Source organism: Leadbetterella sp. DM7 (genome assembly GCF_040829825.2).
In the GTDB taxonomy this organism is placed as follows: Bacteria; Bacteroidota; Bacteroidia; order Cytophagales; family Spirosomataceae; genus Leadbetterella.
The window spans coordinates 96,250-110,833 of the sequence record NZ_JBFOLH020000015.1 but is presented as its reverse complement, the minus strand read 5'-3'; the positions used below and the strand labels follow the sequence as shown (position 1 = coordinate 110,833).

Genomic DNA, 14,584 nt, shown 5'->3' with positions numbered 1-14,584 from the left:
GGTATCGGGAGGGCAGATGCTCCTCTACAGTGGTATAGGCGTGTTTCTTACGGGTTCTTAGGTGAGTAGCCAGCAGTTTGGATTTATGGTAGATACTTACCCGGTTATGCGTATAGACCACTTCTACCTTCTGACCCAGATAAGCATAGGGTACGCTGTAGTAATGCGCATCTTCACTCAGGCAGATATGGGCGTTCTTCTGAACGGTATACCACCGGTATTTCCTGATGAGGAAAGGTTCTGGCGGTAAAGGCTTTAATAAGGCCTTTTCGCTTTCATACAGGTCGTTTCGGCTATGATCTTTGCCTTGAAACAGGGTGGCATTGTGTTTTTCAAGAGGCTCACTGATCGCTTCATTGAGCTCGTAAATGCTTTTGAATACCCTATCTCTCAACGGAGCAAAAATCCGGCTGTAAGTGATCTTTACCATGTTTTCTACCAGGGATTTATCCTTAGGATGCAGTACCCGGGCAGGCATCACAGCGGTTTGGTAATGATTGGCAAAGTCTTCAAAGATCCGGTTAACCACCGGTTCGTAACGGTCACTTTTAACTATAGCAGCTTTTAGATTATCAGGAACTATAGCAGCAGGTGCTCCCCCTAAATACCTTAAAACCCTGTTCATGCCCAAGATAAAGTCTTCGCTGTTTTGTGATTCCAGGGCCACGACACAAGCTTTCTGGCTGTAGCCTAAAATACCGATCAGCACCTCTGCCTGTTTCTCTTCTCCTGTAGCCACATCATAGTAGCTTAGCTTTTTGCCGCTAAAATCAATAAAGAGCTTATCCCCAGGATGATGATGCATGATCATACTCGTAGATAAGGTTTTAAAGTGCTGTTGCAGATGATAGCAAAATTGGGTGTAGCCATAGCCTTCTCCCTGACGGATACGGTACTCCTGCCATAAAAGATACCGGGTTACTCCCGGGCGTTTTAGTTCTTTTTCCCAGTAGCTGAGCTGGCTCTTAAAATAGGCTAAACGTTCATTATGGCTGTCCTGGGGTGGCGAACTTAACAACTCCGAAAGTCCCGAATCCTCCATCTCTAAAAGCGAAGGAAGGCTGAGTCCGTGCCCTCTGTAGTTTTGAATATACGACTTAACCGTGTTCTTAGATACGCCCACTATCCGGGCAATGGTCTTAATACCTTTCCCTTCCTGATGCAGGCGTAATAGCTGTTTTACTGTACTCATCCTGATTCGTTTATTGTTCATATCTCTTAAAATCAATTCTGATTTTAAGTTCCACAATAAACGCCCAACAGGGGTCAACGTCTGCCGGAATGTCAGGCCCACAGAGGGGTCAACGACTTCCGGAATGAGGGGTCAGCATTTTCCGGAATAGGGGGGCAATGATGACCGGAATATACAGTCTTAATCGTATTTTGTAGAATTGAAACCTTAGCCGCCGTCCTTAATGCCTTTTCTGTAGGAATGTCTTAATCGTATTTTGTAGAATTGAAACAACCTTGGAGTGGTAAATGGAAGTGTTTTTACCCAGCAGTCTTAATCGTATTTTGTAGAATTGAAACATTGAGATACAATTAAGCCAAAGACGCTTAGCCCTGTCTTAATCATATTTTGTAGAATTGAAACACAAAATACTGCAGGACTGATGGAGAAGGAAAAGGAGTCTTAATCGTATTTTGTAGAATTGAAACATTAAAAAGCGTATTGGAGAGCTTGATTCTGAACTAGTCTTAATCGTATTTTGTAGAATTGAAACTCCATTAGCCCGTACAGCTCATCACCCAAAGACGGGGTCTTAATCGTATTTTGTAGAATTGAAACCTACTATCTATAATTTCATCAAGCATTATAGTTATAGTCTTAATCGTATTTTGTAGAATTGAAACGTATAAATGATTCCCCTGCAAATCTCACCGATGCAGTCTTAATCGTATTTTGTGGAATTGAAACTTTTTATGAAAAGTCCCAATTCCACGGGAGACCTGTTATCGTCACTTTATCGAAGTACACGCTATTGCCTTAAAAAAGTGTATGTCCGGGTGGTTGCGCGGTATTTCAAAGGGGTTAAACTGCGGGTCTGAGCACGAACAAAGCAGGCTGCCGGGCTGACTGCCCGGGCTCAGGCGCTTGATGATCAGCCCGTTTTTGGTGCTGATGGCGTGAACTTTGCCCCATTCAATAAACAGTTCAGGGTCAATGTGTTTGAAAAAGACGATGGAGCCGTCGGGAAATTCCGGGCCCAGCCCGTCGTCTGAAAGAACTGTGGCAAAATCAGCTCCTTTGACCGGGCTCAGCACTCTTTCATACGAATCTCCGAACTGTTGAAAATGCGACCGGTTAATTTCAAGGGGCCGGGCAGAAAGTGGCAACAGGTATACCTGGTTAGATAAATAGGGTAAGGCGTAGCCTATTTCGCCCTCTTTCACAACTCCCTTATCGGGTCTCATGTTGTCCGGTAAATGACTATAATCTGTATTCTTTTCCGATAATAATATCCCGATGTTCCTGATCGATGCCTTTTTGGATTCCGGTATGGTGCCGCCCTTCTCCCAGTTTTGGATAGTTTTGTAATGAACACCCAGCTTCTCAGCTAACTCACTCTGCGTTAACTTCAGGCTTTTTCTTAATTTCTTTATATCTAAATCGTTCATATACAAATATTTATAAATAATATCTAAAAAATAGACAATTTATTGTCAAAAAATTTTGTAAAAAGATATAATTATCTATATCTTTGTTGTGTAATCGTGATAACCACAGGAGTGATATAAAATATTACACATAGAAATAGCAAAAATAAGGTATTGATCGACAAAACGGTGAGATATGAAAAGATTTTCATTTAAGAAGGGGTATGACCAGTTACCGGCCGGCAGAGTACAGGAAGTGAGAGGAGAATTATTTAAGGCACTGGGAATTAACCGACGTTCACGCAAGGCCTTCCTGATGCGGATGCGGGGAGAGACAGAACCCAAAGTGACGGAGGCCGAAGCAATTGAGAAGATTTTCAGGGCAGAGGGGATAATTGATATATGGGGAGATTAAAATAAATTAACCGGTCACTTTATCGCAAAACTCATGCAATAATGATTAACAACAAAAAAACACTCTACAGGAACATCATCTGTTCTCCAGACTAAGTCCCGCGCTATGCTTCACAGCCAGCGGGTTCCCGCAGGCCTGTCCGTTTCATTCGCCAGGCAACCTGTTGACTGTCCCAACCTTTCTTATCCAACAAAAGCGCCCGTACAGCATAGACCCGTACGCAGGTCTGTATATCCTATACATTTAGCCGCTTTTTGTGCATCCTTACTACCGGTAGGCGGGGTTGGTTTTCTGTTCGTATCAACAAACCTAAACTTTAAAAACTATGAACGTAAAATTTTACGTAAGGGCGTTGCTATGCCTTTATGTGAGCCTGTCTGTGCATGATCTGTCTGCCCAGGCACTTAAGGCCGGGGATCATCTCCCGCTGCAGATCTGGAGCCAGCCCCTGAAAGTGATTAACCATCCGGAAGGGAAAGAGACCATCACGCTGAACGATTACAAAGGCAAGCTGATCATTCTTGATTTCTGGGCTACCTGGTGCGGGTCATGTGTGGGGATGCTCCCCAAAATGAACAGCCTGCAAAAAGAATTCGAAGGGCGTTTACAGATACTCCCGGTCACCTACCAGACCGGGAGAGAAGTATCTGAATTTATGAACCGGTACGCTCAGCGTACCGACAGGCTTATCGCATTGCCCGATGTGGTAGAAGATACCCTGCTGCGCAGCTTCTTCCCGCATACCTATTTACCCCATTACGTCTGGATTAACGAAGACGGTGTTTTCAGCATCGCTACGGAAGCAGGAGAGATCAATGCTCAAAAAATCTCCGATTTTTTAAATCATGCAAAACCTGTAATGACAGCCAAGGTTGATCCCACGCGTAATGTTGCATACGATATCGAAAAACCACTCCTGGCCAACGGCAATGGCGGTGACGGCAGCAACCTGATTTACCACTCTCTGTTAACAGGTTATACCGAGGGGCTTAAAGGCGGTTTTTCTATAAGAACAGATTCTGTTTCAGGAAGAAAAGTGACTGTCACAAACTGTAGCCGGCTATGGCTTTACCGCCTGGCCTATGCAGAGCCCGGGAAATGGTTTGACGAGGGGAGTGTGATTATCGAGTCTGATTTTCCCGAAAGGCTGACATCGAAGCTCTCCGGAGAACGGTACCGTCAATGGCTGAGAGCTGAAAACGGGTATTGTTATGAGCTGAAAGTACCGCGCTACCTGGTGGGAGAAACCAACCGGATCATGAGAACAGACCTCGAAAAGCTGTTTCCACAGTTCATTGCCTCGGTAGAGAACAGGCCCGTTTCATGCCTGGTCCTGGAAATAGCCGACAGCGCGCTGCTCCCTGCGTCAACAAAAGGAGAACCTGTTGTATACGTGGACCCCTACGAATGGAGAATAGCCAATGTGCCTCTCTACGTATTGGTGGACCGGATCAATAAATTGCAGAACTATCCTTTATCGGTCGTAGATCTGACAGGCTTAAAGTACCCGCTGACCTTAACAATAGAGGCCGGCCTTCATGATCTGACCAAATTAAAACAGCAGCTGGCTCTGAACGGCCTTACTGTTACGGAAAAGCAGGTGGATCACCCGGTCCTTGTCATTCGCGATAATCCAGTTTCAGGTAAATTTTAATCAAGAATTCAGATGATAAAGTATATCTACAGCTCACTACTGTTATTGATGTTCCCTGTAATTGCCTGTGCCCAGCACATCACTATACAGGGGAAAGTAATAGACGCCACAGAACGGCACCCGCTTGTGGGGGCAACCGTTACTCAGAAAGACCAGGTGAATGGGGTGTCTACCGATTCATCCGGCATGTTTCGTCTTACCCTGCCGGCTTCCGGCTCCGTAATTGTCATCTCGTTTATCGGGTATAAGAAGAAAGAAATGATGGTGAAAGAGGCGGGTACACTCCTGGTGCAGCTTGAACCGGATATGACCCACCTCGACGAAGTAACCGTTTCGAGCGGCTACCAGGAGCTGCCACGCGAGAGGCTGACAGGATCTTTTGTCCAGGTAGATAATCATTTGCTGAACCGGAGTGTCGGCACAGATGTCATCAGCCGGCTTTCTGATGTGGTACCGGGCCTGGTTTTTAATCGTTCAGGTACGAAGCCCAATGCGCAAACATCGATAAGCATACGCGGACAAAATACGTTATTCGGGAGAGAGGACCCGCTTATTGTACTGGATAATTTCCCGTTTACCGGTGACATCAGCTCTATTAACCCCAACGATGTGGAGAGCATAACCATTTTAAAGGATGCCGCCGCGGCTTCTATCTGGGGAGCCCAGTCGGGTAACGGGGTGATCGTTATAAGTACCAAAAAAGGAAAGCTGAACCAGCCCGCGCGGGTTTCGTTTAATTCGAACGTGACGATTTCCGAAAAACCCGATCTCTTTTATGTTCCTCAAATCTCTACTTCGGAGTATATTGATATAGAGAAAACCCTTTTTGAGCGCGGATACTACAAGTCAATAGAGAACAATGATGCCAAAACCGCACTGACGCCGGTCATTGAATTGCTGATTGCTCAGCGCGATGGCCGTACTACCACTCAGAAAGCTGAGGCGGAGATAAATGCATTCCGGAGCCGGGATGTGAGAGAAGAGATCAGCCGTTATTTATATAGAAATACATTTAACCGGCAATATTCGTTTAATTTAAACGGGGGGACCTCTACCCTGCGTTATCTGCTGGCGGCAGGCTATGATAATAATTTGTCTTCCTCTGTGGGGGATGCCTACTCGCGTATTACGCTCAGGTCTTCCAACACGTATTCGCTTCTCCGGAAAAAACTTGACCTGACGGCCAGTATTTACTATTCTGCCGCCAAAACTGCCTCGAATGCCCTGTCTGCTGCCAGTATGCAGACGTCACCGGGCCGGCCGTTATACCCTTATGCTCAGTTTACCGATGAGGCGGGTAATTATCTCCCGGTTATACATACTTACCGTACCAGCTTCCTGGAGACCGCCCGGGAACAGGGCCTGTTAGACTGGACATACAACCCGCTTAAAGACCAGGCTCTTCGTGATAATTCTTCGAAATTAACCGATTACCGGGTAAACCTGAGCAGCCAGTATAAAATTACTCCTTTCTTCACGGGCCAGATCCTGTACCAGTTTGCCAATACCATCAGCCGGTCATCTGACAGGCAGTATGGGGATAGCTGGTATGTACGCGATATGATCAATACCTTTACGATAGTGAAACCGGATGGCTCACTCACCCGGCCGGTACCTTTGGGAGACATACTTTCTTTAGTGGATGAACAGACATTGAGCCACGACGTAAGGCTCCAATTCAGTTACACAAGAGATTTTTCGGACAAAAGCAATATAGCCTTACTGGCAGGAAGTGAAGTAAGACAGGTAGGAAGCGACGGCTCTGCAAATCGTTTTTATGGATACGATGATGAGCTGGCTTCCAGTGTGATTGTTGACTACCTGAGTAATTTTGCCTCTTATGTCAATCCCGCTTCTACCATCAACAAAATATCGGCGCTGAACGGTATCAGCAGCAAAACAGACCGTTATATCTCTTATTATTTTAACGGATCCTATACCTTTTCCGGACGTTATATCGTGTCAGCCAGCACACGGTACGACCAGTCCAACCTGTTCGGTGTAAAAGCCAACCAAAAGGGCGTTCCGCTTTACTCTGCCGGCTTAAGCTGGAACCTCGCCCGTGAAAAGTTCTATGCTTTATCGTGGCTGCCGTATTCAAATCTGCGGGTAACCTACGGATATAACGGAAATGTGGACAAATCTTTGTCGGCTTATACAACAGCCCAATACCGGCCTGCCAATTTTTCGGCAGCTAACCTTCCCTATGCGTCTATAGCCAATCCTCCCAACCCCATGCTGCGCTGGGAGCGGGTCCGGATGATCAACCTGGGCTGGGACTTCGGACTTAAAAATAACATACTGCGGGGTACTTTGGAATTTTACCTGAAAAGGGGTATTGATTTGATTGGAGAGGCGCCGCTTGCTCCACAAACCGGCCTCAGTACTTTTAAAGGCAATACCGCAGAATCAAAAGGGAAAGGGGTTGATTTTAATGTATCTTCCCGGAATATAGATGCCCGTATCAAATGGAACACCGACTTCTTCTTCAGCTATTCTGCGGATAAGGTCACCAAATACCTGGTTACGCTGCCCAATGCCTTAGGTTCGTACATGATCGGAGGAATGCGTGTGCCTACGGTAGGCAAATCGTTGTACTCTATGTACAGCTTCAGGTGGGCAGGCCTGGATCCAGATACCGGCGACCCTATGGGGTACCTGGGAGATGAAGTAAGCAAAGATTATGCTGCAATGCGTTCTGCAGCTACTTTAGAGAACGTGGTTTACCACGGCAGCACACGGCCTTTGATGTTTGGCGCGATCAGGAATAATCTGCAGCTGGGAGGCTGGAATTTATCGGCTAATGTAAGCTACCGGTTAGATTACTATGTCAGGATGCCTTCTGTAGATTACGGCTTTATTCTTGCGGGTATGGGCGGGCATGCCGACTACAGCCTGCGCTGGCAGAACCCCGGAGACGAAGCCCATACTTACGTACCCTCTATGCCTGCTATATCTAATTCACAACGGAATGAATTCTATAATTATTCTTCTGTGCTGGTAAAAAGGGGAGATCACATCCGGTTGCAGGATGTTAACCTTACGTATTCATTTGGCTTGCCCCATGTAACGGGTCTTTCGAAAACAGGTTTTCAACTCGGCCTTTATGCCAATAACCTGGCTATACTCTGGAAGAAAAATAAAGGGAAGATGGATCCTGATGCCCTGACCTCTCCGCCGGCTCCGCGTAGTCTTTCACTGGGGCTTAAAATCGATTTATAGATCATGATCTCTCACCTCAATATTACACAAATGAAAAGGATAATAGCGGTTTTAATATTTTTTAACCTGTGGGGATGCACACCGGAGTTCCTGGATAAGAAACCCAGCAAAGACCTGGTGGTTCCCCATAAATTGTTTCATTACAGGGCAATACTTGACGCATATCCCAACGGAATGAATACGATGCCGGTGCTGCAGGTTGTTGCCGGCGATGAGTTTTTTCACCTGGAGGATAATGTATATAATCTTAATGCAGTAGAACGAAATGCCTACCTGTGGAATGAAGATATTTTTGAAGGCAAAGCCAGCAATGAATGGGATCTGCCTTACAGGTGTGTCTTTTACTCCAATATTGTGCTGGACGGCCTGATAAAGCTGGATAAGCAGGAACACCAATCTGCAGAATGGAAAGAAGTATATGGCGGGGCCCTTTTTTACAGGTCATACGCCTTTTTTCACCTTGCCCAGCTTTTTGCTCCCGCCTATAATAAGGCCGGCTCCGGGCACCTTCCGGGCATTCCTGTCAGGCTTACCAGCGATATAAATGAAATAGCACAGAGGGGAAATCTGCAACATACCTATGATCAGATCGTTGGAGACCTGTTGAAGGCCGTTGAGCTGCTTCCCAATACGTCGTCTTATAATTCCAGGCCTTCCAGATCAGCAACTTTTGCCATGCTGGCCAGGGTATATTTAGTAATGCAGGAGTACCGGAGTGCGCTTGAAGCGGCAGACCAAAGCCTGAAAATTTATGACCGGCTGTTGGACTACAACACACTTAATCCGCAGGCAACCCGGCCGTTCCCTGTCGGGTTGTCCGGCCTGAATCCTGAGATAATCTATTATTCCCAGATGAATTCCTATAGTATTCTTAATTCAACGTATACCGGGGTTAATCCTGAATTGTATAAATCGTATCATGATAATGACCTGAGAAAGACCTGCTTTTTTAATGCCAGAAACGGCTTAAATGGTTTTAAAGGAAGTTACCTGAGCGGGAACACACTTTTCGGCGGACTCACCACCGCTGAAATGCTGCTTATCCGTGCAGAGTGCAATGCCCGGTTGGGGAACAACCGGCAGGCCGTTGATGACCTGAACACTTTGCTGGAAAAAAGATATGTAAAGGGAACATTCGTGAAGCTGGAAGCCGGGGAGGAAAACCTTCTTGAAAAGGTATTGCAAGAACGAAGGAAAGAGCTTTTTGGAAGAGGCCTGAGGTGGTCAGACCTGCGCAGGCTTAACCAGGAGCCGGGTTTGGAAACAACACTGACAAGGACAGTTAACGGGAAAAAATTTGAATTACGTCCGGGTAGTAACCGGTATGTATTCCCGATTCCGGATAACGAAATTAGTGTAAGTGGGATAGAGCAAAATCCGAGAAGCGAATAAAGAGAGGCTGCCCCAAAAGGCTACCTTGTTTGAAAATACCGAACGTGCCTAAAAAGGAGCGGTTCGCCGCTGCAACAAAATGCAAAGTGTTGAGGAAGAGACCGAAAGAGTACACTGTAATGTGCTCCCGAAGTCAGGTTCCGGAAACAAAGAGCAGTTTGCGGACTTTTTAGACACGTTCTTAAGCCTGATTTACCCTGCTATTCCTGTATAAATCCTGTTTCTACAGTAGTGCTGAGGTTGTTAGCGGCATTGGTATTATTATCGTAGTCATTTGGGTTATAGCCATCCGCAAATTCTCCGCTACAGAGCAATTCCGATGAATCACAGCCTTCTGAAGGCGCACCCTGATGCCAGGTACCCGGCTGCTTATCATCAGCTGCGGTTCTGTACCATACCTGTGATTGTACATTTTTTACCTTCGGGGCAGGACTTTGCGCTCCTACGGCTAATCCGGCACCTAATACAATTGCCATTGCAGGCAAAAACTTCATTACATTTTTCATGATTTAAAAAAATTATAGTTGAAAATTAGTTTTCCCTACTCTGTTTTCAGGTTTTCGGGAGAAGGGCCTGGTTCCGGTATAGGGTTTCTGAAACGGTATACCGGAAACTTTCATTTGCATGCCTATGTCATGACGGTGTTTGTTTAGAATGAAACATGTATATCCCCAGAAGTGAAAGGGCCAGGAAAAAGAGGTTAAATGCGAGGTGGACCTCAAAGCTCATGGAGCGCAGTACACCGCCGCAGCTGCAGGGAGTACGGTCAAAATACCCGATAACTACCAGGCCTGTATAGCCCGTAAATAAGGCCATTAATAGAGCTGAGCCATAGAATCCCGACCAGGCGCGTGGCCGGGATAGCCAGGGCAATACACAGGAGTAACTCACTGCCCGGAATCAGTCCCGTAAGTACACCTTTTGACCAATCGGGCAGAACCTGATTTCTCAGCTGCTTTTCAAACTCAGCGAGGTGCATCAGCTTGGCTAGGGCCGTGTAGCAGAACAAGACAATTAATGCCCCGGCAGGCAGAACAGAAAGATCCGGATGTTTCACATACTTTTTCATAAGAACTGAGCGCTAAGTATATAAGGCGATTACAGCCTTAATACATTTTCTTTAAAACTTTATGACAAAGTTCCAGAGGGCTTACGGCTTGTGAAACAGAAAGTTGACGCGGTTTTTCGGTCTTTTTACAGGCTAAAAGTCAGATTTTCCTTTAGATAAGAAAAAGTTGCGGTAGGCGTAGCGGAAGGTGCTCTCGTCGTGGTAGCCGGCCGGGAGGTAAACATCGCGGATGGGCAGCCCCTCCTGCATAATCAGCCGGTGGGCCAGCTGCAGCCGTTTGTGGGTCAGAAACTGGTGGATAGAGATGCCGTATTCTTTGTAAAAATGATACCTGAGCCGCCTTTCTCCTTCTTTGAAGCGGGCAGAGAGATGCTGGTAGCTGATGCCGGGGTCAGTAAAGTGTTCCTGCAGGTGCCCGTATATCCTGCTGGCCAGGCCCTGTTGCCTGTCTTCGGCACGGGGAGCGTAGTACTCCAGGATCTCGGCAAACTTCAGGCGCAGGAAGCCGTCGAGCCGGCCGTGGCCGTTACGTTTAAACATGAGCACCTCTTCCAGGCGCTGCCTGATGTACGGATCTATCGGCACATAAGGCAGAAAAGTGCAGGAGAGTGGAGACCCGGCCGCATAACGGAAAACCGGCAGCTTTTCTGTGGCATAGTCAAGCCAGTCAGGGTCAAGATTTACACAGCAGGCCACGTGCCGCCCGCGCCTGAGGCTTACCCGGTAGTAGCCCGAAGCCTTGTAACAGGCGCAGAGGTGGGCCTCGGGGGCCTGGGAAAGATAAAAGCCTTCAGGGGTGGTGAACCGGGCCTGGCCGTGCCGCATAAAAAACAGGAAATGCCGGGGCACGGCAAGCTCAAGACCCAGAGAGAAAGGGTCACGGGTATTGAGCTCAAACAGCTCCACGTAAAAAGGGTGAAGGTTCAGGCGCTGCACAACCAGGGTGGCCGTATCAAAAACATACTGATCAGTGGCAGAGGCCGTAGTCAGCCGGTAGGCAGGGCCCAGGGCCGATGCCCCCGCTACGGTTTTAAAAGGTGCCTCAAAGTGCAGAAGATAAGGTGCTTTCATGAGTTATGTGGTGCTGCTGTGGAACACGCGGGCAGGCCGTGCCCACCCTTTTATGCTGCTGAAATTAGGGGAGTAAAATGAGAAATACAAGCCGGGGGTGAGGAATTGCGTAAAAAGTTATCTGCAGTTAAGAAATAGCCGGATTTTCCGTGTTCAGAGAGCATGCATTAACGCAAACCGGCCGGTGAGCAGTAAGCCGCCGGGAATATATCGCCCGGTGTATTAATATGAAATAGCCATGAGCAGTCAGCTATCAGCTATCAGAAGTCGGGCACACCGGGTGACGTATCACCAACCGGCCCATGAATAAGCGGTCCGCCGCTGCGGCTGACTGCTGATAGCTGAAGGCTGAAAGCTAAAATTTTATACACATGAAAATGGCTTTATACAATTGCACGATCATAAGGAGAATTTATCGGGCGAGCTTCTTCCGCTGGTTGTTTTTGACGACTTTTGAACTATTAAAACACCGGAATAAATGAACAGTTACCTGGAAAGCGCCCAAAAACAGTTTCTCTATTATAAAATGCTGGGAGAAAAAGCGATGGTGCAGCTGGAAGAAGAGCAGCTCTTTCTGCAATACAACGGGGAGAGTAACAGCATAGCCATGGTGGTGAATCACCTGGCGGGCAATATGCTGTCGCGGTTCACCGATTTTCTTACTACTGACGGCGAGAAACCCTGGCGTAACCGCGACGCCGAATTTACCAACCCCTTCCGTAACCGGGCAGAGCTGATGGGGCGCTGGAACGAAGGCTGGGATTGCCTGATGAACGCCCTGAACGCACTTACACCGGCAGATCTTGAAAAAATCATTTATATCCGGAATGACGGCCACACGGTTACAGAAGCATTGAACCGGCAGCTGGCGCATTACCCGTATCACATCGGCCAGATTGTGTTTATGGCCAAGATGTTCAGAAATGAGGAATGGCAAACCCTGTCTATAGCCCGGAACCGCTCGGGAGATTATAACCAGCGCAAGTTCTCGCAGGAAAAAGACCGCCGGCATTTTACCGACGATCTGTAAGGATCAGCTCTTTCGCTCAATCTCCTTCAGGTTTTCCATTTTCTTATTCTTCAGGAAGCTGTCGATGTCTTCGAAGTGCTCCCGGATACGCTTATTTCCGAACTCAAATACCTTTTCTGCCAGGCCGCTCAGGAAGTCGCGGTCGTGGGAGATCAGGATGATGGTGCCTTCAAAGGCCCGCAGGGCATCTTTCAGGATGTCTTTGGTGCGCAGGTCGAGGTGGTTGGTGGGCTCATCCAGGATCAGCAGGTTAACGGGCTGAAGCAGCAGCCTGATCATGGCCAGGCGGGTTTTTTCGCCGCCGGAGAGCATTTTTACCTTCTTGTTCAGATCATCGCCCCGGAAAAGGAAGGCCGCCAGCAGGTCTTTGATCCTGGTACGGATCTCGCCTTCGGCCAGCTGATCTACCGTATCAAATACCGTAATTTCTTCATCAAGCAGCGAGGCCTGGTTCTGGGCAAAGTAGCCGATCTCGGCATTGTGCCCCACTTTCAGGCTGCCTTCAAAGTCGATCTCGCCCATGATGGCCTTCACCATGGTCGATTTCCCCTCGCCGTTCCGGCCTACAAAGGCCACTTTCTGTCCGCGCTCAATAGAGAAGCTGGCGTCTTTGAATACCAGGTGGTCACCGTAGCTTTTGCCCACGTATTCGGCAATCACGGGGTAATTGCCCGACCGCGGAGCCGGGGGAAATTTGATGTTGATAGCAGAGGTGTCTACTTCATCCACTTCCACAATTTCCAGCTTTTCGAGCATTTTTACACGGCTTTGCACCTGGAGGGTCTTGGAATAAGTGCCTTTGAAGCGTTCAATGAACTCCTGGGTTTCGGCAATCATCTTCTGCTGGTCGTTATACTGTTTCTGCTGTTGCTCCAGGCGCTCTTTGCGCAGCTGCAGGTAGTGGGTATAGGGTACCTTGTAGTCGTAAATCCGGCCCATGGTCACTTCAATGGTGCGGTTGGTGATATTGTCTACAAAGGCCCTGTCGTGCGAGATCACGATCACGGCTTTAGCGCTGTTGACCAGGAAGTCTTCCAGCCACTGGATCGATTCGATGTCCATGTGGTTGGTAGGCTCATCCAGCAGGATCAGGTCAGGGTTTTGCAGCAGGATCTTGGCCAGCTCAATGCGCATCCGCCAGCCGCCTGAAAACTCGGAGGTTTGCCGGGTGAAATCTTCGCGGGTAAAGCCCAGGCCTTTTAATACTTTTTCTACCTCGGCATCGTAATTCACTTCTTCGAGCGAGTAGAACTTCTCGCTGAGCTCGGATACCCGCGTGATGATGTCCATGTACTGGTCTGACTCGTAGTCGGTGCGGGTTTCCAGCTGCCGGTTCAGCTCTTCCAGCTCGGTTTGCATGGCCTGTGCACCGGCAAAAGCTTTGGAGGTTTCTGCAAATACAGTAGTGTCATCTTCCGTAAGCAGGTGCTGGGGCAGGTAAGCAATAACGGCATCGGCCGGGGCAGAGATCTTGCCCCGTGTAGGTTTATTCACCCCCGCAATGACCTTCAGGAGGGTAGATTTTCCTGCACCGTTTTTACCCATCAGGGCTATCCGGTCTTTCTCATTGATGTTAAAGGTAATGTCTGAAAAAAGGGGGTGGCCGCTGAATTCCACCGTTACGTTATCTACCGAGATCATATCTGCTTTTTGAATTAAGGCGCAAAGATAGGGGAGAAGTTGTGAGTTCCGAGTACTTAGTTTCGAGTACTTACCCGGAACTAAGTACTCGGAACTAAACAGCATTGAGTTTGTGATGCAGCACTTTCCCGATCTCCAGCGCTTTGCTCTTCACAAATTCGGCGTTTTTGCCTTCAAAAAGCTGGTCGGTGGTGGTGAACCAGTAGGCCAGCCAGCGTTCAAACCGCCCGGTGGTCATGGGCTGGGTCTGGTGGCGGGCCGAGTGCTTCCACATCATGCCGCCGTCATAGGCGCCTGTCTGGAACAGCCAGTTTTCCCAGAAGTTGACTACCCGCTCTTTGTGATGATCCCAGTGCGGCAGGGAGTCTTCAAATACCGGACGCATGACGGGATCATTCAGCACCCCGTCATAAAAGGTGTCTATCAGCAAACGAAGGTCTTCGCGGCTGCTGATGTCTTTCCGTTCGGTTGGTTTTTCGGTTGTCATACAGG

The 14,584-nt window shown here is 47.9% G+C and carries 11 protein-coding genes, 1 pseudogene and 1 CRISPR repeat array; of the genes and pseudogenes, 5 read left to right on the top strand and 7 right to left on the bottom strand.

Annotated features, from left to right (window positions below):
* On the bottom strand, positions 1 to 1,192 hold a 1,192-nt coding region (gene istA, locus AB2U10_RS15635; RefSeq protein ID WP_493820686.1), incomplete at its 3' end, for an IS21 family transposase.
* Between the two features lie 177 nt (positions 1,193 to 1,369).
* A CRISPR array of direct repeats spans positions 1,370 to 1,918; the repeat unit is 29 nt; unit sequence GTCTTAATCGTATTTTGTAGAATTGAAAC.
* 41 nt (positions 1,919 to 1,959) lie between these two features.
* Positions 1,960 to 2,619, bottom strand: coding sequence for a helix-turn-helix domain-containing protein (locus AB2U10_RS15630; protein WP_367915699.1), 660 nt, complete (start codon positions 2,617 to 2,619; stop codon positions 1,960 to 1,962).
* 175 nt (positions 2,620 to 2,794) lie between these two features.
* Between AB2U10_RS15630 and AB2U10_RS15625 the strand changes: the two genes are divergently transcribed.
* The 4 genes from AB2U10_RS15625 (at position 2,795) to AB2U10_RS15610 (ending at position 9,281) form a co-directional block, all read left to right on the top strand.
* Positions 2,795 to 3,013, top strand: coding sequence for a hypothetical protein (locus AB2U10_RS15625; RefSeq protein ID WP_367915700.1), 219 nt, complete (start codon positions 2,795 to 2,797; stop codon positions 3,011 to 3,013).
* A gap of 325 nt (positions 3,014 to 3,338) precedes the next feature.
* Complete coding sequence (locus AB2U10_RS15620; protein WP_367915701.1) at positions 3,339 to 4,667, top strand: TlpA family protein disulfide reductase; 1,329 nt, start codon at positions 3,339 to 3,341, stop codon at positions 4,665 to 4,667.
* A 12-nt stretch (positions 4,668 to 4,679) separates the two neighbouring features.
* Positions 4,680 to 7,889, top strand: a complete 3,210-nt coding sequence (locus AB2U10_RS15615; protein ID WP_367915702.1) for a SusC/RagA family TonB-linked outer membrane protein — start codon at positions 4,680 to 4,682, stop codon at positions 7,887 to 7,889.
* Between the two features lie 30 nt (positions 7,890 to 7,919).
* Positions 7,920 to 9,281, top strand: a complete 1,362-nt coding sequence (locus AB2U10_RS15610) for a RagB/SusD family nutrient uptake outer membrane protein (protein WP_367915703.1) — start codon at positions 7,920 to 7,922, stop codon at positions 9,279 to 9,281.
* 200 nt (positions 9,282 to 9,481) lie between these two features.
* Here the strand turns inward: AB2U10_RS15610 and AB2U10_RS15605 are convergent, their stop codons facing one another.
* The 3 genes and pseudogenes from AB2U10_RS15605 to AB2U10_RS15595 form a co-directional block, all read right to left on the bottom strand.
* Entirely contained in the window at positions 9,482 to 9,787 is a 306-nt protein-coding gene (locus tag AB2U10_RS15605) for a DUF6520 family protein (RefSeq protein ID WP_367915704.1), read from the bottom strand.
* A 127-nt stretch (positions 9,788 to 9,914) separates the two neighbouring features.
* Positions 9,915 to 10,260 (bottom strand): annotated as a pseudogene (locus AB2U10_RS15600) (MauE/DoxX family redox-associated membrane protein).
* 222 nt (positions 10,261 to 10,482) lie between these two features.
* The gene (locus AB2U10_RS15595) at positions 10,483 to 11,421 is read right to left on the bottom strand and encodes an AraC family transcriptional regulator (protein WP_367915705.1); all 939 of its coding nucleotides are present in this window, start codon (positions 11,419 to 11,421) and stop codon (positions 10,483 to 10,485) included.
* Between the two features lie 478 nt (positions 11,422 to 11,899).
* On the opposite strand from AB2U10_RS15595, the gene AB2U10_RS15590 reads away from it, so the two are divergent.
* Positions 11,900 to 12,451 carry a DUF1572 family protein gene (locus AB2U10_RS15590; RefSeq protein ID WP_367915706.1) on the top strand — a complete coding sequence of 184 codons (552 nt, stop codon included), beginning with the start codon at positions 11,900 to 11,902 and terminating at the stop codon, positions 12,449 to 12,451.
* A gap of 3 nt (positions 12,452 to 12,454) precedes the next feature.
* Here the strand turns inward: AB2U10_RS15590 and AB2U10_RS15585 are convergent, their stop codons facing one another.
* Together AB2U10_RS15585 and AB2U10_RS15580 are read right to left on the bottom strand one after the other, a co-directional pair.
* Entirely contained in the window at positions 12,455 to 14,092 is a 1,638-nt protein-coding gene (locus AB2U10_RS15585) for an ABC-F family ATP-binding cassette domain-containing protein (RefSeq protein ID WP_367915707.1), read from the bottom strand.
* Positions 14,093 to 14,186: 94 nt separating this feature from the next.
* Positions 14,187 to 14,579, bottom strand: a complete 393-nt coding sequence (locus AB2U10_RS15580) for a group III truncated hemoglobin (RefSeq protein ID WP_367915708.1) — start codon at positions 14,577 to 14,579, stop codon at positions 14,187 to 14,189.
* Positions 14,580 to 14,584 lie beyond the last annotated feature (5 nt).

What these genes read in the sequence shown, in the direction of transcription:
- AB2U10_RS15630 (WP_367915699.1), bottom strand. Translation starts at nt 2,619, where the DNA reads ATGAACGATTTAGATATAAAGAAATTAAGAAAAAGCCTGAAGTTAACG.
- AB2U10_RS15625 (WP_367915700.1), top strand. Translation starts at nt 2,795, where the DNA reads ATGAAAAGATTTTCATTTAAGAAGGGGTATGACCAGTTACCGGCCGGC.
- AB2U10_RS15620 (WP_367915701.1), top strand. Translation starts at nt 3,339, where the DNA reads ATGAACGTAAAATTTTACGTAAGGGCGTTGCTATGCCTTTATGTGAGC.
- AB2U10_RS15615 (WP_367915702.1), top strand. Translation starts at nt 4,680, where the DNA reads ATGATAAAGTATATCTACAGCTCACTACTGTTATTGATGTTCCCTGTA.
- AB2U10_RS15610 (WP_367915703.1), top strand. Translation starts at nt 7,920, where the DNA reads ATGAAAAGGATAATAGCGGTTTTAATATTTTTTAACCTGTGGGGATGC.
- AB2U10_RS15605 (WP_367915704.1), bottom strand. Translation starts at nt 9,787, where the DNA reads ATGAAAAATGTAATGAAGTTTTTGCCTGCAATGGCAATTGTATTAGGT.
- AB2U10_RS15595 (WP_367915705.1), bottom strand. Translation starts at nt 11,421, where the DNA reads ATGAAAGCACCTTATCTTCTGCACTTTGAGGCACCTTTTAAAACCGTA.
- AB2U10_RS15590 (WP_367915706.1), top strand. Translation starts at nt 11,900, where the DNA reads ATGAACAGTTACCTGGAAAGCGCCCAAAAACAGTTTCTCTATTATAAA.
- AB2U10_RS15585 (WP_367915707.1), bottom strand. Translation starts at nt 14,092, where the DNA reads ATGATCTCGGTAGATAACGTAACGGTGGAATTCAGCGGCCACCCCCTT.
- AB2U10_RS15580 (WP_367915708.1), bottom strand. Translation starts at nt 14,579, where the DNA reads ATGACAACCGAAAAACCAACCGAACGGAAAGACATCAGCAGCCGCGAA.